General features: G+C 68.4%; 22 protein-coding genes. 17 read left to right on the top strand and 5 right to left on the bottom strand.

Going from position 1 to position 21,048, the window contains the following annotated elements; translation table 11 throughout:
* The first annotated feature begins 458 nt into the window (after window positions 1-458).
* From LG632_RS19135 to LG632_RS19145, 3 genes are all read left to right on the top strand, one after another.
* Window positions 459-923, top strand: coding sequence for a hypothetical protein (locus tag LG632_RS19135; protein ID WP_226728573.1), 465 nt, complete (start codon window positions 459-461; stop codon window positions 921-923).
* A gap of 559 nt (window positions 924-1,482) precedes the next feature.
* Window positions 1,483-2,220 carry a ParA family partition ATPase gene (locus tag LG632_RS19140; RefSeq protein WP_226728574.1) on the top strand — a complete coding sequence of 246 codons (738 nt, stop codon included), beginning with the start codon at window positions 1,483-1,485 and terminating at the stop codon, window positions 2,218-2,220.
* On the top strand, window positions 2,220-3,056 hold the full coding sequence (locus LG632_RS19145) for a hypothetical protein (RefSeq protein WP_226728575.1): 837 nt from the start codon (window positions 2,220-2,222) through the stop codon (window positions 3,054-3,056). The genes LG632_RS19140 and LG632_RS19145 overlap by 1 nt, the downstream gene beginning before the upstream one ends.
* A gap of 522 nt (window positions 3,057-3,578) precedes the next feature.
* Here the strand turns inward: LG632_RS19145 and LG632_RS19155 are convergent.
* The gene (locus LG632_RS19155; RefSeq protein ID WP_226728577.1) at window positions 3,579-4,340 is read right to left on the bottom strand and encodes a GntR family transcriptional regulator; all 762 of its coding nucleotides are present in this window, start codon (window positions 4,338-4,340) and stop codon (window positions 3,579-3,581) included.
* A gap of 230 nt (window positions 4,341-4,570) precedes the next feature.
* On the opposite strand from LG632_RS19155, the gene LG632_RS19160 reads away from it, so the two are divergent.
* From LG632_RS19160 to LG632_RS19215, 12 genes are all read left to right on the top strand, one after another.
* Window positions 4,571-4,831 carry a hypothetical protein gene (locus LG632_RS19160; protein ID WP_226728578.1) on the top strand — a complete coding sequence of 87 codons (261 nt, stop codon included), beginning with the start codon at window positions 4,571-4,573 and terminating at the stop codon, window positions 4,829-4,831.
* An 809-nt stretch (window positions 4,832-5,640) separates the two neighbouring features.
* Window positions 5,641-5,778 (top strand): hypothetical protein, encoded by a 138-nt coding sequence (locus LG632_RS19165; protein ID WP_226728579.1) that lies wholly within the window; start codon window positions 5,641-5,643, stop codon window positions 5,776-5,778.
* Between the two features lie 227 nt (window positions 5,779-6,005).
* Window positions 6,006-6,377: a hypothetical protein gene (locus LG632_RS19170; protein WP_226728580.1), complete on the top strand. Its 372-nt coding sequence runs from the start codon at window positions 6,006-6,008 to the stop codon at window positions 6,375-6,377.
* Window positions 6,374-6,592, top strand: a complete 219-nt coding sequence (locus LG632_RS19175; RefSeq protein ID WP_226728581.1) for a hypothetical protein — start codon at window positions 6,374-6,376, stop codon at window positions 6,590-6,592. Before LG632_RS19170 ends, LG632_RS19175 begins: the two co-directional genes overlap by 4 nt.
* 34 nt (window positions 6,593-6,626) lie before the next feature.
* Complete coding sequence (locus LG632_RS19180) at window positions 6,627-7,733, top strand: hypothetical protein (protein WP_226728582.1); 1,107 nt, start codon at window positions 6,627-6,629, stop codon at window positions 7,731-7,733.
* A 220-nt stretch (window positions 7,734-7,953) separates the two neighbouring features.
* Window positions 7,954-9,573: an FtsK/SpoIIIE domain-containing protein gene (locus LG632_RS19185; protein WP_226728583.1), complete on the top strand. Its 1,620-nt coding sequence runs from the start codon at window positions 7,954-7,956 to the stop codon at window positions 9,571-9,573.
* A 213-nt stretch (window positions 9,574-9,786) separates the two neighbouring features.
* Entirely contained in the window at window positions 9,787-10,713 is a 927-nt protein-coding gene (locus LG632_RS19190; protein ID WP_226728584.1) for a C40 family peptidase, read from the top strand.
* 4 nt (window positions 10,714-10,717) lie between these two features.
* Window positions 10,718-10,993, top strand: coding sequence for a hypothetical protein (locus LG632_RS19195; RefSeq protein WP_226728585.1), 276 nt, complete (start codon window positions 10,718-10,720; stop codon window positions 10,991-10,993).
* A gap of 159 nt (window positions 10,994-11,152) precedes the next feature.
* A complete protein-coding gene (locus LG632_RS19200; protein ID WP_226728586.1) occupies window positions 11,153-12,265 on the top strand; it encodes a hypothetical protein in 1,113 nt (370 codons plus the stop codon).
* A 156-nt stretch (window positions 12,266-12,421) separates the two neighbouring features.
* Window positions 12,422-13,471 (top strand): hypothetical protein, encoded by a 1,050-nt coding sequence (locus LG632_RS19205; RefSeq protein ID WP_226728587.1) that lies wholly within the window; start codon window positions 12,422-12,424, stop codon window positions 13,469-13,471.
* Window positions 13,468-15,666: a putative type IV secretion/conjugal transfer ATPase gene (locus LG632_RS19210; RefSeq protein ID WP_226728588.1), complete on the top strand. Its 2,199-nt coding sequence runs from the start codon at window positions 13,468-13,470 to the stop codon at window positions 15,664-15,666. The genes LG632_RS19205 and LG632_RS19210 overlap by 4 nt, the downstream gene beginning before the upstream one ends.
* 320 nt (window positions 15,667-15,986) lie before the next feature.
* Window positions 15,987-16,805: a hypothetical protein gene (locus LG632_RS19215; protein ID WP_226728589.1), complete on the top strand. Its 819-nt coding sequence runs from the start codon at window positions 15,987-15,989 to the stop codon at window positions 16,803-16,805.
* 92 nt (window positions 16,806-16,897) lie between these two features.
* On the opposite strand, the gene LG632_RS19220 is transcribed toward LG632_RS19215, so the two are convergent.
* The 4 genes from LG632_RS19220 to LG632_RS19235 form a co-directional block, all read right to left on the bottom strand.
* Entirely contained in the window at window positions 16,898-17,125 is a 228-nt protein-coding gene (locus LG632_RS19220; RefSeq protein ID WP_226728590.1) for a hypothetical protein, read from the bottom strand.
* Between the two features lie 23 nt (window positions 17,126-17,148).
* On the bottom strand, window positions 17,149-17,328 hold the full coding sequence (locus LG632_RS19225) for a DUF6233 domain-containing protein (RefSeq protein WP_226728600.1): 180 nt from the start codon (window positions 17,326-17,328) through the stop codon (window positions 17,149-17,151).
* Between the two features lie 328 nt (window positions 17,329-17,656).
* The gene (locus tag LG632_RS19230) at window positions 17,657-17,902 is read right to left on the bottom strand and encodes a DUF8825 domain-containing protein (RefSeq protein WP_226728591.1); all 246 of its coding nucleotides are present in this window, start codon (window positions 17,900-17,902) and stop codon (window positions 17,657-17,659) included.
* Between the two features lie 94 nt (window positions 17,903-17,996).
* Window positions 17,997-18,242, bottom strand: a complete 246-nt coding sequence (locus LG632_RS19235; RefSeq protein WP_226728592.1) for a hypothetical protein — start codon at window positions 18,240-18,242, stop codon at window positions 17,997-17,999.
* 245 nt (window positions 18,243-18,487) lie between these two features.
* Between LG632_RS19235 and LG632_RS19240 the strand changes: the two genes are divergently transcribed.
* On the top strand, window positions 18,488-18,793 hold the full coding sequence (locus LG632_RS19240) for a hypothetical protein (protein ID WP_226728593.1): 306 nt from the start codon (window positions 18,488-18,490) through the stop codon (window positions 18,791-18,793).
* Between the two features lie 76 nt (window positions 18,794-18,869).
* Window positions 18,870-21,032, top strand: a complete 2,163-nt coding sequence (casA, locus tag LG632_RS19245) for a type I-E CRISPR-associated protein Cse1/CasA (RefSeq protein ID WP_226728594.1) — start codon at window positions 18,870-18,872, stop codon at window positions 21,030-21,032.
* Window positions 21,033-21,048: the final 16 nt, after the last annotated feature.

Raw genomic sequence — 21,048 nt, forward strand, 5'->3', positions numbered from 1 at the left:
TGTGTCGAAGCGTGAAGCCCCGCGCGTCGCGCGGGGCTTGGCCGGCGCCCCGCTTCGCGGGCTTCGGCCTTTGGTCTTCCGCTGCGCTCCAGACCAGCGAGTCCGGGGGGGGGGAGCTTCGTTCCCCCCCCGGAGGTAGAGGAGCACTTCGCTTCGCTCCGTGCTTAAGCAGAATAAGAGCAGATCAAGGAAACCGCAGGTCAGAGCGTTTTTGGCTAGCTCCCTGAGGCAGGTCAACCTGCTCTAAGAGGCACCCGCGTATTCATATATGGAAGCACCTTAGCCTCAAGGGGCATGCTGAAGCAAGGAGTTGAGCTTCCACATGTGGAACCACTCTAACGGTGGGGCCCATCCGTATACACATATGGAAGCGATCTACTAGACTGAGCGCGGTCGGTTCCACATATGGAAGCGGAGGTTCGATGCCGGTTCGGAAGCCACAGCCAAGCAAGGTGGTGGTGGACCTCAGCACGCATGGGGTCGTAGACCTGAAGACTGGTCAGCTTGTCGGCGGCGAAGGGGCTGAAAGGTCAGGGGACACCCGCTTTCACTTCGAGGGCGGAGGCAGGTGGGCGAGCTTCGGAAAGCCTTTGCTCAGCCGAATCTGGGCAAAGGGTTCTGGGTACACAAAGAACGACAAGCTAGTCGTGGGTTTCTACCTTGGGGCAACCCAAGTTGGTCTGAAGCCGGTTCCGCTCACCAAGCAAGAGATTGCGCGTGAGCTTGAGATTCGGCCGGCGTCGGCGGGTGAATCTATGAATCGTCTGGCACGGGGCAACATTCTGATCCCGGTTCAGAAGTTCGGTGCCATCTGGCTGTTCCGGCTGAATGCACGGCTGGTGTATGACGGTGGATCAGAGCAGCAGCGCGAGTGCGCGAAGTACGATCCCGTACCGATCGTCCCTCTCAAGGAAGAGGCTTAGGAGGCCCCTGTGACGGTTGCAATGGCTGAACCTATGTACCTGACGGCCCAAGAGCTGAATGGCCTTCTCCTGCGCGCACGCGGCCTTCAGGGGGCCAACCTGAGGATGCTTCTCTACTACGCCACAGCCGTGCCGGTAGGGGAGCCAGTTAGCCTGCTACAGAAGGAGATTGCGGACGCTGTAGGAGTCAGCCAAGCAAGCGGCTCGCGCAGCGTCACAAAACTTGTCGAGGACGGATGGCTTGCCGAGGCGTACGTGGCCGGCCCCTACCGCTTCTATCGTCTGGGTCCGGCAGCGCTTGGAAGGGGCGCCGAGCCGGCGTCGGTACCTGAGGGTGAGGGCGGCTTGGCGTCGGTACACCACCTGCGTCCCTGACCCTTGAGCTGCAAGACGATGAGGGTGGGACCCACCCTCATCGTCGAGGCACGCGGTGCGCTTTCACCAGCTGACCCTGGGCCAGGTAGGGCTCGGCGTCCTGACCATCTGCCACACTGCCTGCATACACCGAAGTAGCCGCTCCGCTTCCCCGCGGGTCGGCGAAGTGAACGGAAGGCCCCTCGTGGCGAAAATCCACATCCTCGCGAACCGCAAGGGCGGCGTGGGGAAGTCTCTCATCTCCATCAACATGGGCGCCGTGTGCGCCGACGTGGCCGGTGTCCGGCCCGACGGACGGCCGTCCGTCGCCGTGGCCTCCGCTGACCCTCAGGGCACGTCTCTGTGGCGCGCGGCCCGGCTGGTAGAGCAGCCCTTCGACGTTCTCGACATCTCCGGAGATCTGGAGAACATCGCGCTGCTAAAGAAGCTTCCATACGCGCACATCTTCGTGGACACCCCTGGCTGGGCGGAGATCACGCCGGAGGAGTACGAGGCGGGTGAGGACCCGCTCGGTGACGACAAGTATGGGCAACTGCTGAAGGCGCTGCTGGTCCAGGCCGACGATGTGATCGTGCCGATCCTGACCGAGCCGGACTCCTTCGAGCCGACCTGGCAGACGATCGAATGGGTGATCAAGCCCCGGCAGATCCCCTTCCAGGTCGTCATCAACAACTGGCCGCCGGCCGAGGGCATGGCGTACGTGGAGGGAACCCGCGCGTTCTGCGAGGGCCACGGCTGGCCCGTGGCCCGCACGGTGATCCGCCGGTACAGGGTCCACACCAACGCCACGAAGGTGGTCACCCAGTACCACAACAACCGGGTTGAGTTGCAGGCCCGCGAGGACTTTTACCGCTTCGCCCTGGAACATGGCCTGCGTGGCTCGGGTGCTGGCCAGGGCGAGGTTGCCGAGGTGAGTGCGTGATGGCGGGTACGCGCACCACGATTGCGGAGCAGTTCGGCAGGACGGCCGTGGGTACGGCGGTGCCTCCAGAAAAGCGGACCGTTCAGCCAGCCGTTGTTGGGCAGGTCGGGGCAGTAGAGGATCAAAAGGCCGCAGGGGTGGAGCAGACGCAGGATGCGGCTGGGCAGGGGGCGATGACCCCAGTCGTTCATTTCGTTGCTCCGCAGACTGACAACCGCGCCGAGAGGCTGGCGATTTGCCAGAGCGCCATTCTCGAAGCGGACCGTTGGGCGCAGGCAGAGACGGAGCGGATCAGTCAGCAGTACCTACTCATGGTCGGCGGCGCCTACGAACTCGCTCGAACAGAAGAGCTGTGGCGGGAAGGCGGGTTCGACTCATTCGATGCATGGGGCAGGGCCCTGCACGGGCGCAGCGCCGACTACATGAACAAGGTGATCCGCATCCGGCCCGTCGTGAGCGCACTGGCGTCCATCACCCGCCGGCAGCTCCAGGAATACCCCCTGCGCCCCCTGGTGTCCGTGCAACGGGACCACGGAGATGAGGCGGTCCGTCAGTGCTGGAAAGAAGCTGAGCGAGCGGGGAACCTGACCGACCGCGGCTTCCTTCACGCCGCCGTGAAGCTCGGCTTCAAGGTGCGGATCGAGGCTGAGAAGAGGCGATCAGCACCCGTAATTGAGACAGCCAAGCTCAACATCACGGCGTTGCGGAAGCTCGCCGGGAAGGACCCGGCCGCTGCTTTGGCGGCGTGTCGGGAAGTGCGCAGGGAGCTGGACGAGGTGGAAGCCGAACTGGCCATCAAGACTCAGCAGGACCGCCCCGCAGCGTCCGACGACTAGATCAGGAAGACTGGCAGTCTTCCTGATCTAGTAGGGAAGACTGCCAGTCTTCTTGGGATCGTGACCTCAAAAGGTGCCCCCTACCTCGTAGCCGAGGGAGGGGGCACCGTCTTGCGCGATGAGTCCTGGCCGGGCACCAAGATCGAGTTCTGCCACCTCGTGAACCCTCTACGGGGTGATGGTGGTTTGGAGTCCGCCGACGGTCGCGGCTCGTCGTTGCGTTGGCAGGCGTGATACCGCGTGGTCGGCTCCGCACAGCAGGTCAGGCACGGGGATGCCGTAGTGGGCCGACAGCCGGTCGAGGTCGCCAAGGGTCCACGACGACCCCTTGTCGGAGCCGGCTTGCTTGCGTGACACCTGTCCCTGGCTCAGCCTCAGCCCCCGGGCTAGATCTGACTGGGTTTCTCCGGTGGCGTACATCAGGGCGGACACGGTGAGCCGCAATAGGGCTTCTGTACTGGGCATATGGGCATCTCCCATTGGTTATGCACTGGATGCATACAGGTAGGGGTCGTGCCTCGGTCACGGGCCGTCGTGTGAGATTGGCAGGCTGTCGTACACGAGCGACAGTCGGTCGGCCGGCGCCACCGCGCGCAGCACTTCCAGTGGGCGACCTGAGGCGTCGAGGGTGATTCGTTGGAGAGCCAGGACCCACACCCGCCCGCTGATCCGCAGGTCCGTCGCCTCTTCGTCGGTGGGCACCCGGGCAGTGACCGTCTCGTCGGCGACGGTGGGCCGGTGGCCGGCGGCCACCAGTGCTCCGTACACCCCACCGGTGATCTTGCCGTCACCGTCCAGGCCCGCTGCTTCTGCTACCGCAGCCGGATACCAGGCGTGCTGGAGCTGTACGACGTCGTCGGGTCGGATGAGTGCCTGGCGCAGCCGATAGACGACGTCGTCTCCCTCGGCCAGGCCGAGCAGCGCGGCTAGGTCGGCGGGTGCCTGGAGACGGTCCACACGGACGAGCCTCATCTCGCCGTCGATCCCCTGGGCTGCCGTGGCAGCCTCCCACGGTCCGCGTGGGCCGCCGGGAGTGAGGACCTGGCCGTACCGGCTGAGCGGGATGCGCACTTGGGTGCGGGGGCGCACGATCGTCCCCGCCCGTTTGGAGGAGAACACCAAGCCGTCGTCCGCCAGGGTGGCGATTGCCTTGGTGATGGTCCCCTTCGACACCCCGTGCAGTGCCATCAGCTCCGCGTTCGTCGGTAGCCGGCTGCCGACGGGGTACTCCCCTGCCTCGATGCGTCGCCGCAGGTCGTCCGAGATCTGCCCGGAGCTGGTCATGTGGGTCACCTCCTGAGTCAGCACAGCTTATCGCCTAGGCGTTATTGACAACACCCGCCGCGGGGGGCACTCTTAATAATGCCTAGGCATTACTGGCCGGGGTCGCTCCAGTGCGGAGCGTCCTGGCCCGGCCGTGCCTGCGCGCCAACAAAAACGGCCCCCAGCCGGTGCTGGAACACCGGGCCGAGGGCCTGAGACGACACCACCTGATGAGAGCAGGAGGCGGTCCTGTGACGGATCGTAGCGAACGTGTGCAGTCCGACCCGGCGCCGGTCTTGGAGGCGACTGGAAGGCAGGAATTCTTCTGGCTGATTACGGTGCGGACCGGCGTCGGCCTGAGTACCCAGACCGGCACGATCACGTGGTTCCCGGGGCAGACCCGGGAGGCCCTGTACAACTCCGTGCTGCGGCACATGAAGGAGTACACGGGCCGCAGTGACGTGGTGACGCTGGCTTGGGTGCTGGAGCCCAACGAGCGGGGTGACCGGTGAGCGCCGGCAACGGGGCGTACGACCCCGCGGTGGAGCCTGCGACGGCGGCCGCGATCGCTGCGGCGAACGCCGCTGCTGCGGCGGCTGAGGCCGCGCGGCTAGCGGTCGAGAGGGTCCAAGCTGCGCGGCCTCAGCCGGCTGAGGTCCCGCGATGAGCCTCGGTCACGGCTGATTCCCGGTCCCGCCGACGGAAGTGCACGCCGGTCGGGGCAGGCCACTGTCGGCGTGCGCCTCCCTGAGCACTACCACCTGCCGGGTCCCTCGCGGACCCGGCTCCCCCACCCGGCCCCGCCCTACGCGGGCGGTGCCGGATGAGGGAGCCGGACACGGCCCCCAGCAGCACCATCTCTTGCCCGGACAGGCAGCGCGTGACGGCGGCCCGAAAGGTAGCAACTGCTCTTTTTCAACTCAACAGTGGACATATCAAGCAACTGCGACAAGCTGCCCCGCCTGTGCGATGAGTACGCCGCACCTTGCTCCAGCCGTCCTCACGGGCGGACAGGAGTCCGAACGCACAGGTGAGGGGCGAATATCGCGCCGACGGTTCCGAGCCGTCGCCGTCCGGCATCCCCGCAACGCTGCGGTGGTGCCGGGCGGTGGCCACTCGGCCACCACGACGGCCCCACCGGGGGCGCTACCGACGCCTACACCGGCGGGGCCATCCTCGCTCATCCCCTACGACCTCACCGCAGGAGACAGCGCATGCACGGTACCAAGCTGATCAACTACGGGGCGCACCCCGTGGTCCCGACCGATTCCGACCCCGACATGGACGAGATCCTGCGACGCGTCCGGGAGGGCCGGTAGCCATGACCGCCTTTCAGTACGCCGTTGGCCTGTTCTTCGCCTTGCTCGCCATGGCGGTGGTCGGTCTGGGTCTGGTCGCCCTGGTCGTGTACCGGCCGCGACGGGTCCGCCTGCCACGCCACGACCGGCACGCCCGCTGACCGGGCCGGCCCCGCCCCCTTCCGGTGCGGGGCCGGCCCTCGGCCACGGTCCCGAGCAGTCCCCCACCACGCCGTCCTACGACCCTGGAGGCATCGTGTCCCTCTTACTCCGTACCGCTGCCGTGCGTGCCCTCCGCGCCCAGCTTGACCAGGCCCGAGCCGAGCGCGACCAGGCCCGAGCCGAGCGCGACCAGGCCCTTGCCGAGGTTGCGACCGTCACCCATTTCGTGATCCGCGCCGAGGACACCGCCGAGACGCTCCGCGCGGCCCTGGCACGGGCCACTGCCACCGCCGCCCGCGCCGAGGGCGAACTCAAGGCGCTGCGCCCCGAGATCCTGCTCGACACCGAGGACCGGGCGGCGCTGCGGACGCTGCTCCGCCACACCCGCCGGCGGAGCACGACGACCCGGGTCTACGTCCTGTTGGAGCGGGGCCGGCTGCACAGCGTCCACGCAACAACGGCTGCTGCTGAGGCTGCCGCAGAGGCGGAGGGGGCGCCGCCGGACGGGTGGACGTCCCTGGCCCCGGGCGAGGCCTCGCCTCGGGCGGCTGACGTGCCCTGGCGGATCCAGGAACTTCCCCTCGGGGGTGTCTCGTGACGGTGCTGGACGAGCCCGAGGGTGGGCGCCCGTTCGACGTGCCCGACGTCCAGACGTACGGCTACGTGTACCGGATGTCCGTGCAGACCGACGCCCGGGGCGCGGTGCTGGTGGCCTACACCTGTGACTCCGAGACCGGCGCCGTGACGCGGTCCTCCCTGCGGATCGACCCGGCCGGCGCCGCCTACATCCGGCGCCGTCTCGCAGGCCTGTGACCCTGACCGACCATCCCAGACAGGGGAACCAGACATGAAGAAGACGTTGTCGCTGTATGCGGACGCCCGCACGGGCGTCCTGGCGATCCTGGGTGCCGTCACGCTGGGCGTGGCGGTCCTCTCCGTCGCCGTCAACTACGGAATCCTTGAGAGCGCGTTCGGCGGGTGGGCGGTGCCCACCGTGTGGGCCCTGGACGCCCTGTGGCTGACCTTCCTGGGGGCGGAGATCCTCGCCGGCAACCACCGTCAGCGCGCTCAGCGCGTACGGATTGCGGGTCTGGCGCTGACAGTCCTGATCGCCGCGCTGCCCACCGCGGACCTGATCATGAACCGGGTCCAGGGCGGGCGGTTTGACCTGGCCGTCGTCCTCACTCCCGTTGCGATCGTGGCCACCAAGGCTGCGTGGTGGGTCGTCCTGCCGTCGCTCGGTCGGCGGACGTCCCCCGAGACCCGCCTGCGGCTCCACGAGCAGCGCCAGGAAGTTGCGGACCGGCTGGAGGAGATGGAGGCCGACGCCGCGCACCGGATCGAGCTGCTGCGCCAGGCGACGGAGTTGGAGCGGCAGGTGGCCGAGGCCGAGACCGACTACCGAGCCTCGGTGCTGGCCGTGCAGCGGGAGACGACCGAGCGGCTGCACCGGCAGGCCGAGGCCACTGCTCAGACGGTCGCAGAGAAGCCCTTGCCGGCCCTCGTCGGCGCGATTCCGCTGCCGACCCTCGGCCAGTGGACGCCGACCGCTCCTGCCCTGCCTGGCACGGGGGGCCGGGACAGCCGTCACGGCACCGCACCGCAGGTCAGCGGCCCATCCGGCACACCCGGCGAGACCGGGTCCGACACGGCGTCACACCCCGAGGACCAGGCCGTCACGCTCGCGGAACTGGCCGCCGTCTCCGGGGTCCCCGTGCCCCGGCGCGGTGTCGCGCTGAGCGACGAACAAATGGACGTGGTCCTGCGCCACCTCAGGTACGGCGACGATCCGCCGCTGTCCTACCGCCAGGCTCGCGCGGCCTTCCGCCGCGCCGGATACGTGGGCGGGGAAGAGCGGGTGCGCCACGCGTGGGCCGAGCTCATGAGGAAGGAAGGCGCCGAGGAGTCAGACGGCGACGTGAGCGACGAGGAGCCTGAGGACGCGGCTCTGTAGTTCCGCGGTGGCCGGCACCACCGATGCGGCCCAGCTCCCGCTGGGCCGCGTCGCGACTGCCGGAGCAACGCCAGCAGTTGAGCGGAGCAGACCCGGCGAGTGACCCGGCGAGCGAACAGTGCGTTCGCAGAACCGGGGAGCAGGCCCGGTGAGCACCGCAAAAACCCCTAACCCGAAAGTGTGTTCGGGATAAAATCGCCTGCTCAGAGAAGGGGAGGGCGTGAGCAAGAAGGACAATCAAGATCAAGACGACGCCGCGAGAGCGGTCGGTGCACTCGGCGGACTGGTGATCATCACCGGGTTCATCGCTGCCATCAAGGACTGGCTAGGCCTCGGCTGGCCTGCGACGGTGATGCTCATCGTCGGTGTGCTGCTCGCACTCGGCTACGGCATCTGGAAGGCCAAGGGCCTGATTCGCCGTCTGATGGCAGGCGATACGCGGTCGCCCGCGCCGCCGTCCCAGGAAACTGCTGTCGAACCGGCTGGTGCGCCGGCCCTCGACGTTGCCGTACACCCGGAGTTGACCGAAGCACTGGTGCGTACCGGGGCAATCGCCCGTGACGAGGTTATTCCGCTGCACGACGTGCATGCGCAGGAAATTCCCGGTTACGGTATCCGCTACACGTTCCTGCTCCCCAAGGGTCGTACCCACGAAGAAGTCTCCAAGCGGCTCGGCCCCATTGCATCAATGCTCGGTGTTACTCGTCTGCATCTGAAGGTGGAAGCCTCGCGCCGAAACGAGCGCGAGGTGACCATCGTCAAGCTGGACGAGCCCCCGTTCAGCCGCATCTTCGAGCCGCCGACACGGAAGGAGATCAAGGCATACAAGGGGCTTGCTCTCGGTCATGAGGTGACGGGAGAGCTCTGCGGTATCACCAGCCTGGAAAAAACGTCAATCCTGGTCGCGGGAATGACCCAGACCGGTAAGACCACCCTCATCAACGGTTTCATCACGTGCCTGCTGATCGCGTACGGTGATGAATACGATTTGGTCCTGCTCGATGGAAAATTCATCGGTCTGGCCCCCTTCGCAAGAATCGCCCTTCGCTACCAGGCATCCGACGATCCGGCCGTCCTGGAAGAAATCCTGGACGAACTCCTTGCTATCGTCCACAAGCGGTATGAGGAGCGGAAGAAAGCCCGGCTGGAACGAAAGCCGGAACCGAAGTTCCGTCCCATCGTTTTCATCGTGGACGAGGCAGCAGATTTCTACGCGGACAACGGTGCGAAGGGCCGTAAAGAAGCTGTCGCCAGGGTGGAGGAAAAGTCGCGCCAGCTGGTCTCGAAATCGCTGGAGTCCGGCGTTTCCGTCATCATGATGACTCAGCGCCCCGATAAGGACGCCATCCCGGTCAACGTCCGCGCACAGTTCCAGTGCCGGGTATGCCTGTATGTCGATTCGGAAGGAGCGGCGAAAGTCGCCCTGGGTGACTCCTACTTCACCACCAGGTCTCCTATCCACCCGGCGCTCCTTAACCCGGAGATCCAAGGGCAGGCCGTTTTGTTCGCCCGCGGACAGTCCACTCTCATTCGAGGGTTCAACTTCCCGGAGACCTTCATGTGGGAAGTCATCGATGAGACCTATGAGCGACGCAAAAACCGACTGATCGCCGCCCCTGAATCGCCACGCAAAAAGGCAATCGACCTCATGCGCGCTCGCCAGGTTGATTTCATGACGACGGCAGACCTGGCAGAAGCGCTAAACGTCGTGGAGGCCAACCCGATCGCGGTCGGAAAAACAGTAAGCAAGCTGCTGGGAGTCGCACCGCACAAGCGCTCCGGAGGAGTACGCGGCTACCGGCTGGCCGACCTCACGGCCGCCGCAATGTCCGATTCGTAACCCGCCCGACCGTACGCCCAGACAACGCCCACGCAACGCCCGCACCCGCCCCTGGCGGGCGGGTGGACGACCCAGCGGGCGTTCACCGGGCGTTGCCTGGGCGGGTGCCAGTGGCGTACCTGACCAGCCAAAACGCTCCAAGAAGCCAGTAGGGGGGAAACCTTGAGATCTGCCGCTGTAGCGGCTCTGGGCGCGGGGGCCACCGCGGCCGTCATGGTGGCCGCGCTCGTCCAGGCCGCAGGAGACAGTCCGATCGGGACGGCACTGAGCCTCGCCGTACCCAGCGAGTACAGCCACCTGATCCAAAAAGCGGGGCGCACCTGCCCCGAGGTCAGCCCAAATCTGTTGGCCGCGCTGCTCTCGACGGAATCCAATTTCAATCCGAAGGCGCAAAGTCCGGTCGGCGCTCAGGGTATTGCGCAGTTCATGCCGTCCACGTGGGAGTCCCACGGAATCGACGCCAACGGCGACGGCCGGCGCGACGTGTGGGACCCCGAGGACGCAATTCCATCGTCGGCCAAATATCTCTGCACCATCGCCAAGGAGGTGGCAGACGTTCCCGGCGACAAGCAGCAAAACATGCTGGCTGCGTACAACGCCGGTAGCGGTGCCGTCCGGCAGTACGGAGGTGTTCCGCCGTACAAGGAGACGCAGGGCTACGTTCGGGCAATAACTGACCTCGCCAACCAGCCGACGAACGGCGGGTCGGGCGGAGCGGCAACTGTCGTGAACGCAGCAAAGGCAATGATCGGCACGCCGTATTCCTGGGGCGGTGGCGACGCTAACGGCCCCAGCACCGGCTCGTGCTGTTCCCCCAATGGTCACTCCGGTGGTGACATAAAGGGATTCGACTGCTCCGGCCTGACTCTCTACGCCTATTCGAAGGTTGGTATTTACCTGCCTCGGACGGCAGCGGAGCAGTACGCGGCATCCGAACCTGTCGAACCGGGTGACGTCCGACCGGGCGACCTCGTTTTCTATGGCAGTAGCGCTTCAGGAATCCACCATGTCGGTATCTACGTCGGCAACGGGTGGATGATCGACGCTCCGAGGCCGGGGAAAAACGTCCGCTACTCGCCCCTCGATACGATGCCCGACCTGTACGGCGTCGCACGGCCCCACAAGAAGAAGGAGATCTGAGAAAATGAGCAAGAAGTCGGTTCTGGCAGCGCCCATCGACATGTCTACCGGGTTCAAGGACTTTTTCGACACCATCGGTGTGACGAGTGAGGGCATCATCACGAAGAGCCTGGCAGCCGTCATCGGAGTGATCGCGATCAAAATGCTGCTCACCCTGTCGAACGACCCTAAGTCGGCGCTGCGTAAGGGGTCGATGGCGATCGGAACTCTGTTCGTGGCGCTCGTCCTCGGCCTCTACGGAGACACACTGTTCGCCACCGTGACGTCTCCGAAGAGCTGATGAGGCATGCCGAACACTGATGACCCCTGTGACGGGCTGTGGGGCCCCGCAGAGAAATACTGCCGCAGCAATGGCGGTGGCCCCCCTGGCGGAGACGGTAGTGATGGGCTCGCCCCTGGCGGCGGCAACGGATTAACTGGCGGAGCCTCCGAGCACGTCATGGACTTGGCTGAGTTCCTCATCGACCAGATCAGCGCCTTTTTGGTGCCTGAGAAAGCGTGGGCGCCGAGGGACGCGAGTGGGCTGTATCAGCCGTTCATGTGGTTGGGGCAGCACTTGGCGGTCGCCATCTTCATGGCCGTCGTCGTTGTGTGCGCCCTGACTGCGTGGCAGGGGGTACCGCGCATGAGGCAGATGGGTGTTTCGACGGGGTGGACCCTGGCCGCCGTCGCTGGCATGGCGTCGGTGCCAGCCGTAGTTGCGTTGCTAAATGAGGCGCTGAGCAGCGCCTTCAAAACGGCGTTCAACGCCGATGAGGCGAGTTTGTTCGCCACCATCCGCGAGGATCTGAAGACCGGGGCGGACGCCAACCCGCTTGGGATCTTGATCATCGTGTCGGCGTTGGTCGTCGCGCTTGCGGTGGCTGCGCTGGTGTTCATGACACGTCAGCCGGCCATCGTGGTGTTCGTGTGCATGGCGCCGTTGGTGCTGGCCTCTCTGGCGCGCGGGGGCGATGCAACGGCGGTGAGGCGGTGGGCGATGCGACTGCTCGGGGTGATGTTCGCTCCGTTCGCCCTGCTCCTGATCTCGCCGTTCGTGAAGGGGTTCGGCGGCGCACTGGTCATGGACGCCGTGCTGCTGGTGGTCGCCGACGTCCTCATGCTCAGGATGATCTTCCACGGGATTCCGTACGTCGGGCCCCGGGTCGCGGGCGCCGCCCGGACGCTGGTGGAGCGCCAGACGACCAACCCCGTGGTGCGGGGGGTCGTACGGGCAGGTGTGCCGGACGTCTACGAGCAGGAGAACACGCCGCGTGGCCCCCGCACGGTAGATACCCCGGGCCGCGCCATGTCGCAGGACGGGGGTGTCCTGCTGGCCGCGTACGGCGTCAAGCGTCCCTCCCGGCCGGGCCGGCTGACCACCGCGTCCGCCATGGCCAGGGTCGCGCACGACGCGGAGCGCACTGAGCAGATCCGCCAGGCGCGCGGCCAGGCCCGGGCCGCGATGCGGCCCGCGAGCCCCAACTCGCCAGCTGCTACGGCGGTCAACCAGGGGGGCGCGCGGACCCCCAACCCGCGCTCGGCGCCGCCGAGCGGGCCCAGCAACCCCTAACCCTGCCGCTGCCCCTGGCCCCGGCCGGTCGTCCTCCCCGCCCCCACGGTGGCGAGGGCGACCGCCGGGGCCAGGGCGTAGGCGGCCCCAGACAGAAAGAGGAGAGACGTGTACCGCCTGTCGCCCGGATACCGTGTCCCCGCTGTGCAGCGGGGGTTGAGCCCTGTCGAGACCCTGCTGACGAAGGCCAACGCCGGGGCCGGCGGCGCCGTGCTGATGTCAGCGATGATCACCCCACCCCCACTGTGGGCGTTCGGCGCGGTGGGCGCCGCCGCGGCCCTGCTCAACGTCGCATTGGGGCCCCGTTCACTCGCCCGGTGGGCCGCCGTCGGATACCGGCACTTGCGGGAGCGCACCGCGCCGGCCGCCATGTCCGGCCGTCCCGGCGCGACGGCTACGTGGACGCTGCACCCGGAGCACGGCACCATGCAGGATCCCGTGCGGCGGGCGGAGTGGCATGCGGCGTTTGCCCGTGCTCTTGAGTTCGCTGGCAGCCAGGTTCGTACCGCTGGCATCCAGGTGCACGTCACCCACCATGCCGACGTCGGGGACTACGTCACCCACACGCAGACGATTTCCGTCCACGTCCCCAAAGGCCTGGTCGGGCAGCCTGACCGGATCGTCGCGACGCTGGAGGCGGAGTTTGCCCGGCTCGGCGTGCTGAGGGCCGTGGACCCTGAGCCGGTCCCGGCCGTGGCCGAGCGCGGGGCGGGGTGGGTCGGCCTGGACGGCGGCCACTACGCGGCCACGGCACGGATCACCGGGTGGCCCGACGAGACCGGCGGAGACCTGATGGGCAAGTTGCTGCTGGGCGACGCGGGCGCGGACGAGCCGCACTACGCCACGGACCGCTCCTTCGCGGTCCTGTATCGGCCGCTGCCGCCGGCGCAGTCCCGGCGCTCCGCGAAATGGCAGGCTGCTGCGGCTGAGGCGTTCACCACCGACAAGGTCAAGGCCGACGCCTTGCACATCGCCAGCAGCACCGCGCACGGTGCCCTGGTGCAGGGTGCCACCCTCGTGGACATCGACGCCTACATGACGGTGTGGGGCGACAGCCCCGAGGCCGTCACGGACGCCCGGTGGCAGGCCTCGCTCGTGGCCGACCGGCACCGCATCGGCCTGGACTGGCTCGGCGGCCAGCAGCACCGCGCCCACGTGATGACCACCCCGCACGGGGCCTCCACCAGGAAAGGGGCGATCCTGTGATCCGCCTGCCTTCGACTCATGCCGCGATCACCGCACCCCTGCCCGCGTCCAGCGCCACATTTCCCGGCATCCCGATCGGGCGGTCCCTGCTGGACGGCCGCCCCTTCCACCTCTCGCCTGTCATGGCCGACGCCGCGATCCTGCCGTCCACCAACATTCTCGGATTGGGCGGTCTCGGGTCCGGCAAATCGACCACGGGCAAGGCCCGGATGCTCAGGGAGATCCGGAACCACGGCCACCAGGCCGTCGTCATCGACAGTTTCGGGGAGGACGGGGCGAACGGTGAGTGGAAGCCTGTCGTCCAGGCCCTCGGCGGCCAGGTCATCAAGGCCGGTTCGTTCACGCTCAACCCGGTCAGCCAGTTGTTCCCGCCCGGCGTGCGTGAGCAGCTGGTCCGATCGTTGATCCTCGCGGTAGAGCCCGATGCGCTCACCCACCAGGCCGCCCACGCTCTACAGCACGCCCTTAACCACCCCAAGGGGACCACGCTGACCGGGCTGGTGGACGCCCTGGTGACTCCCGAGGACGGCAGATGGCCGGCCGAGCGACTGGCGGAGTGGGGCGTGGGCGCCGCCATCGCCCTGTCCCGCTACACCGAGGGCTCCCTCACCGGCCTGTTCGACGGCCCTGACGCGGGCCTGCCGCCCACGGACTTGCCGATCCTGAGCATCGATTTCACGGGTCTGGATCGCAACTCGCCGGCTATCCCGAGCCTGATGGCCGCGGTGACGTGCTGGGCAGAGCACGTGTGGCTGCCCTCATCGACCGCCACGCACCGCCACCTGGTCCTTGAAGAGGCCTGGCAAATTCTGCTGTCCCCAGCCACGGCCGAACTCATCCAGCGTCAGCTCAAGAACAGCCGCAAAGCCGCCCTATCTCTCTCCGTGCTCATGCACACCCTGTCCGACCTCGGGGACGGCCGCGCACAGGATCTCGCGCGGCTGTGCGAGATCGCCCACGTGGGACGTCTGGGCCCGGAAGAGGCAGCGACCGTGGGCGCGCTGCTGGGCCTGCCCCAATGGGCAGTGGACATGATTCCCACGCTCGGGCCGGGACAGGCCGTCTGGCGGGTCGGCCCCCACTACGTGGACATCATCCAGACCATCCTGAGCGAGGAGGAGGCGGCGTTGACCGACACGTCCGTGCGACGCCGCCGGGCTCAGCAGGGCCCCCTCGTAGCTGCTGATGAGTCAACGACGTCTGAGCTGGCCGAGGACGAGGGGGAGCCGACCGTGGACGAGGAGGGTCCGGCCGAGGAGCAGCCGACACAGCTCGACGAGGACGGCCGCGACGATGAAGAGCCGAGCGAGGGACCCGCGCCGCGCGCCGAAGACGGGAAGGGGGAGTGGACGTGGGAGATGCCGCCGGGGGTCATCGACTCCCGGCACTACGACGTTCTGCAGGCCGCGCGGGAGGGCCGGTGCAGCGAGGCTGCGCACATGGCGGCGATCGGTGAGCGTGAAGACATCACCGCCTACGGCATCAACAGCGATCAGGCCGTGTCGTGGCTGGCCACCCGCGCACAGGTGGCCGAACTCTGCGGAGAGCCGAGTAAGGCGGTACAGCTGCGCGCTACCGTCACCCGCATGGGCAAGGATCCGGAGTGGTACCAGCAGGGTGGTTCAGGAGCGGCCTGGTACAGCGGGCCTCAGCCGACCGCCCCCGAGCAGCCGCCAGCAAAAGCGCCGACACCGCCCGCGCAGCGCCGCCGTGCCTGGCCGTACGTCGCAGCGATCGCGGCTCTGTCGATCACGATCGCAGGCGTGTGGCAGTACGCCGCCGCAGAGGAACGGCGACAGGAACTCGCCGCCAAGGCCGCCGCATACAAGGGCAGGTCAGGCGCTGCGCTGACCATCGACGGCGTCAACGCCGACGTGGTGGCTCACTGGAGCCGTGACCGCCAGCGCGTCACCATCGAACTGCGGACCTACTTCGACCGGAACGCGCACTACCTGCGAATCGACGCGGCCGACAGGAGCGCCAGCAGCACGGGCAAGGACGGATGGTTTCCCCAGTCGCCCGAGGTCGTTGTTCCGGTGGCTGACCCCCTGGCGGATGTCACGGTCCGGGTGACGGTCGGCGGTAGAGACTGGCAGGAAGGCGCGCAGGCGCCATCCCGGATGGTCCGTCTGAGCCCGACCGGCAAGGCCGTTGACGCCGACACCGGCCAAGGGCTCAAGTCAGACCTTGGGTGAACGTTCCGCCGCTCTGGCGTGGACTGCTCGGCCAGGCTGCCGATGCGCATACCGCTGACCCATCCCGCACGGCCCCGCTCAGGCCGCTGAACCTGGGCTGATGGGTCAGTGACGTCCTGGGGCATTGGTTGTCGGCCGCAGCGCCGCGGCACAGGGCCATCGACCGCGATCAGGACCCCGGCTGCCTCGAAGAGGCGCCCGGGGTCCTTTTGCGTTCCCGTGCCACCTCCAGGATGCACGTATCGTTTGATACATGCATGGTGTATCATTCGATACATTGCGCGTTCGCGCGAGCCGGGCCACGACCGAGAGGGCACGTCATGAGCACTATCGACATCGTTGAGATCGCGGGAGCGGGCGACATCGTCCAGCGTGACGAGGGTCTCTACCTGAGCGCCCGTCACGGCCGGATCACCTGGCAGGAGGGGGGCGGGACATGGCAGGCGACCGGCGCCACGGTGTGGCTCATGGACGGCCGCCTGCCGCTTGCCACACACGAGATTGAGAGTCCCAACCGGATGGACTCCGAGGAGTGGTGGGAGAAGCAGCGCGACCAGATCGCCCCGTGGGCCAGGGCCCTGCGTCCACTCGCCCGGCTCACCGGCCCCAGGCAGGCTGCTGACGCCATGCAGCGTGCCAGGGGCAGCCTTGAAGACGGCCGGCTGTCAGGTTTCACCTCCATCGAGGAGGAGCTGGTCGATGAGATCAAGGCGCAGGCGCTGCCCGAGGAGATCGACGCGGTCAGGGCCGAGACGACCACCACGGAATCCGTTCTCGGGCTCCCCCCGGTGGAGCCGGACCCCATCGCGTTCTGGTCGGCCGTCGCCCACCGCGTCATCAGCCGGCTCAACCGGACCATCACCGACTACCAGCGGGTCGCGCTCACCCTCGCTCCTGACATCGAAGTACACGGCGCCGCCCTGCGCGGGTGGCAGTGCCCGCGCCGCACCTACGGCTGGGGGGACGGCGCGAGCCTTGCGACCGCCGTCGCACAGGAGCTGCTGGCGGGATGGGCAGCGGTCCACTCCCAGCGAGACCCGCTTCTGACGTGGTCCATCCAGTGCGCCAACGTCAGCAAGGCGCGCGCCCACGCACTGACCGGACTCAGCCGCGCCACCATCGACCGGGTACTGGCGTAAAGAGCCTGCGACCGCTGTCAGGTCCCCGAGTAGCCGCTTCGAGGCGGCCCGGGGACCTTTTGCGTTCTCAGGGAAGGCCGGCTCGGTCTGCCCTATGCTCCGCCAGCGTCTCGGGTCCACACGGCTGGTCCCCCGCCGCGCCACTCGATCAGCAGGGCGTCGTCCAGGCGGACGTTGTCCGGGTCCAGGCCGGCCCGCCGGAGGAACTCCAGCAGATCACCGGGGCTGGTGGCGCGGCCGAGGATCTCACCGTCAACGCGGACGCGTCGGCCGCCCTCGGCGTCCGGGGGATAGACGATCACGCGCAGGTCGGGGCTCATCCCTCCACCGTGGCCGTGCCGGCTCATTCCAGCATCCCCAGTGCGGTGTCCGGGCGGCAGTGCGGACAGGCGGGCACGCCGCCGGCCAGCAGGTAGCGGACCTGATCGGCGGTGGCAGGGGCGGACCGTTTGCCGATGTCCCAGCAACCGCCGGCGTGCAACCGGACCGGGGGCCGACCGGTGCCGATACCGCGCTCGATCAGCCACGCGGGCGGCTCGGGTGGGGGCCGGCGCGCGGCTTACCGAGCTTCGGCTTCCTGGGCAGCGGCAAGGGCCTGTTCGGCACGGCTGAGCTCGCCCCGGAGATAGGTGACCAGGGTCCGCAGCCGTGGGACGTCGGGTGGCAGGACGGACATGCTCAGCCTCCGTGCTGCGCCTGCCGCGCGGTCTTGCAGGAGGGGCACAGCGGGTTCCCGCCGACGCCGTACCGGCATGTCGGCTGGTGGCACCGTGCGCAGGGCCCTGTCTGGCTGGGCGCCCAGATGACGGGTACGCCCTGCGGGCGGGGGGCGGTGGGGTTCGTCTGCTCGTTCATGCTGCCTCCCGTCCGGCGGCTGTGCGGTCGCGGGCGGCGCGGCGCAGCGCGACGCCGCCGGCCCGCCAGTCGGCCCTACCGGTCCAGTAGGGGTGGGTGTGTAGGCGTCCGGAGAGGGTGATCAGGCGGCGCCGCAGCACGGTCGTGCCGGCCGAGGTGGGCGTCTCCGCAAGATCGGTGTACGTGCGGTGCCATGCCCGTTGGAGGGCGAGCAGGTCCTCGGGGAAGCGGAACGGTCTCACCCATCTATTCCAACATATGTTCGATTTCTTGCGCGAGCCGGATCATCGGCGGGCCCGGGCGCGTGGCGGGCGCAGGGTGGCGCGGCTGGGGCGGTCACCAGGTGTAGGGGAGATGCCGCGTCCACCACTCATGGGGCGGCTCGATACCGTCCCAGCCGCTGACGGCGCGCCCGGGCTCCACCTCGATGGCGTCCAGGTCGGCGCCGGGGTGGGCCCGGGCCAGGTGGTCTCGGCCTGCCGCGTGCAGCGGCTCCACGGGGCCGTCGATAGCGGTGGCGGGCCCGTAGCGCATGCACAGGGTGCACCGCGCGTACAGAAAGGTGGCTTTGCCGATAGGCATCAAGTGGGTCACCTGCTGCTCAACGAGCGCGCTCACCGATCGGTCAAGGGGCGGAGCCAGGCGGAGGCCTCAGTCGGGGTTGGCTGCCCTCGGCCGTTCCACGCGGCGGACGGGGTTGGGGGTGAGGGGTGGCGGCCGAGCCGCGGGCCTTCCCCTTATTTTCAGAATTCCTCGAACTACCTGCGGGACTTCTTAAAGTTTGGGATGGTGGTGTCAACGCCCCTTCACACACAGGGAGTTCCCCGATGGAGCGCACGCACTACACCGCCTGGCTGGCCAACGACCCCTCGTGCCTGGAGCAGTCCTGTATGGACGTCACCGTGCTGGAGGATCGGCTGATCGGGGGGGACCCGGACGACCCGGACGACTGGACTGCGGACACCAGCCGGCCGACCGCGTTCTACGCGGTGACCACGGTCGATGCCCGGGACGGGCAGGGCGCGGACGGAATCGCTGAGGCTGAGGCCCTGATGAGGGCGGCCGGCTGGAGGGTCGTCAGCGACTGGGAGACGACGCCCCACGCGCTCACGGCCACCGTGGAACGCCACTGACCCCTCCCCCCGGCCTGTTCGCGGCCTGGTCGCATCGACGGCCAGGCCGCGACCCTCTTTCCGGAAGGACGACACCGTGTCGTACCCCCTGACCTCCCGCCCGTGGATCCCGGTGCACGACCTGGACGCGCGCGACTTTCGTGAGGTCGGCCTCACCGAGGCCCTGGCGCGCGCGCACCGGCTGAGCCTGACAGCTGGTCCGCAGGACGAGCCGGTCCTGCTGCGCGTCCTGGCCGCCGCGTACGACGCTGCGGCAGGGCCGGCCGACTACGACGAGTGGACCACCGCGTGGCAGGCGGACACCCTGGACACCGCCCGGATCACCGACTACCTGCACCAGTGGGCCCCCCGCCTGGACCTGCTCGACACCGACGCGCCGGCGTTCCAATCCGGCGCGCTGACCACGTACGCCCGCGACGCCCGGGTCCTGCACCCCAGCTACCTCGGCGGCCGCACCGGGCTGTTCGATCCTGGGCTCGGCGTGCCCGAGGGCGAGTACCCGGCGTGGGAGCCGGCTGCGGCCGCCCGCGCCCTGCTGGTGCTGATCGCCTACGACGGCGCGGGCATCAAGCGGGCCGCACCGGGCGACCCGGCACAGCAGCACGGCAAGGTCTACGGCGCGCACGTGGGCCATGTCGCCCAGCTCGCCCACGTCCACGTACGCGGGCAGACTCTCAAAGACACTTTGCTGCTCAATCTGCCGCCTCAGCCACGCCGTCCGGGGGACGCCCCGGTGTGGGAGCGGCCCACCCCCGACGCTGCGATGACGGTGCGGAAGCCGGCTGGCCGGCTGGATGCGCTGACCTGGCCCGGGCGCCGCATCCGGCTGCACGCCGACGACCACGGGCGGGTGGACGCGGTCGCCTGGCACGACGGCGACCGGATGACCGATGTCTGGCAGCAACTCGCGCTGCTGGACCCGATGAGCATGTGGCAGGCCGCGCAGGCTGGCCGCTGGATCCCCCACGTGCCGACAGACCGGCAGGGGCTGATCGTGCCGTGGCGCGTCGCTGAGGCGGTACTGGACCCGGCCGGTGACGAGGCCGGCAGGGCGGCGCACTGCCTGGTCGCCTCCCACCTGGGGCACCTGCTCGATCTCGGACTGCTCGCCCAGTACGGGCCCCTGGCGGTAGAGGCGTCCTGCGTGCAGCACACCAACCAGCACCGCACGGCCATCGCGGCGGTACCCACGGCCACGGTCGCCCTGGCCACCGGCGAGCAGCTGACCGAGCGTGAAGACCGGGCAGACCTGGCCGCCGCTGCCCGGACCGCCAGCACCGTCCTGCACCGTCTGCGCCAGACCCTGCGCCACCGGATCGCCGCGCCCGCGGGCCTGGAGCACCGCCTGGACCTCAGGCCCCTGTACGACCGGTGGCCCCAGGCCGCTCAGCTGCTGGCCACCGACCCTGGCACCGGACGCGCACAGTGGCGGCAGATGCTCCAGGACCAGGCCGCCGAGCTGATCAACTCGCTGCCGCTCAACATCAACGACAAGGCACGCACCCACGCCGAGATGAGTCAGATCCTGGCCACGACCCGGTTCACCAGCAACCTGCCGGCACAGGGCAGGAGGAGCACCCGGCGGACCGGCCGTCCCACCAGCCGCACCCTGACCGCGTTCGGACAGACCAAGACCATCGCCCAGTGGGCGGCAGACCCTCGCTGCGCGGTCTCGTACCCGACCCTGAGAGCACGCGCCGCGGCCCTGACCGACGGCGGGTCCACCGAGGACATCATCACCACGCCCCCCACCCGAGGACCACGCCCGACCGTCCCCTCACCCGCCCCGGCACCGGCAGCCGAGACCACCAGCACCGACCCGGTGCCGTCGCAGCGACGGTGCATCAACTGCGGACAGCCCCTACCCCACACATCTGCCCACACCCGATGCGACGACTGCCGCGCCGCTCGGGTCGGCCAGGACTGGCTCTACCGCAAGGAGATCGCCGAAGCGATCTTCCCTCCCGCCAAACGCGAGGAACTGCTACGCCGCCTGGCCGACGGTCAGCCCCTGGCCGACGCGTGCACCGCACTCGACCTCACCCCCCACCGCGTCCACGGCTACAGCGCCTACAGCGACACCTGGCGTGCGGAACTCGACCAGGCACTCACCGCCGGCCGGGACCCCCAGCTCAACCACGGCACGGAGTCCGCCTACCGCCACGGCGGCTGCCGCTGCCCCGACTGCCGCGAGGCACACGACCGCATCCGGGGCCCACGCCCGCACGGCGACAGCTGAAGGCCGGGAACAACGC

The organism is Streptomyces antimicrobicus (assembly GCF_020532625.1).
GTDB lineage: Bacteria > Actinomycetota > Actinomycetes > Streptomycetales > Streptomycetaceae > Streptomyces > Streptomyces antimicrobicus.

What these genes read in the sequence shown, in the direction of transcription:
- LG632_RS19145 (WP_226728575.1), top strand. Translation starts at nt 2,220, where the DNA reads ATGGCGGGTACGCGCACCACGATTGCGGAGCAGTTCGGCAGGACGGCC.
- LG632_RS19155 (WP_226728577.1), bottom strand. Translation starts at nt 4,340, where the DNA reads ATGACCAGCTCCGGGCAGATCTCGGACGACCTGCGGCGACGCATCGAG.
- LG632_RS19165 (WP_226728579.1), top strand. Translation starts at nt 5,641, where the DNA reads ATGACCGCCTTTCAGTACGCCGTTGGCCTGTTCTTCGCCTTGCTCGCC.
- LG632_RS19180 (WP_226728582.1), top strand. Translation starts at nt 6,627, where the DNA reads ATGAAGAAGACGTTGTCGCTGTATGCGGACGCCCGCACGGGCGTCCTG.
- LG632_RS19190 (WP_226728584.1), top strand. Translation starts at nt 9,787, where the DNA reads ATGGTGGCCGCGCTCGTCCAGGCCGCAGGAGACAGTCCGATCGGGACG.
- LG632_RS19195 (WP_226728585.1), top strand. Translation starts at nt 10,718, where the DNA reads ATGAGCAAGAAGTCGGTTCTGGCAGCGCCCATCGACATGTCTACCGGG.
- LG632_RS19200 (WP_226728586.1), top strand. Translation starts at nt 11,153, where the DNA reads ATGGACTTGGCTGAGTTCCTCATCGACCAGATCAGCGCCTTTTTGGTG.
- LG632_RS19215 (WP_226728589.1), top strand. Translation starts at nt 15,987, where the DNA reads ATGAGCACTATCGACATCGTTGAGATCGCGGGAGCGGGCGACATCGTC.
- LG632_RS19220 (WP_226728590.1), bottom strand. Translation starts at nt 17,125, where the DNA reads ATGAGCCCCGACCTGCGCGTGATCGTCTATCCCCCGGACGCCGAGGGC.
- LG632_RS19235 (WP_226728592.1), bottom strand. Translation starts at nt 18,242, where the DNA reads ATGCCTATCGGCAAAGCCACCTTTCTGTACGCGCGGTGCACCCTGTGC.
- LG632_RS19240 (WP_226728593.1), top strand. Translation starts at nt 18,488, where the DNA reads ATGGAGCGCACGCACTACACCGCCTGGCTGGCCAACGACCCCTCGTGC.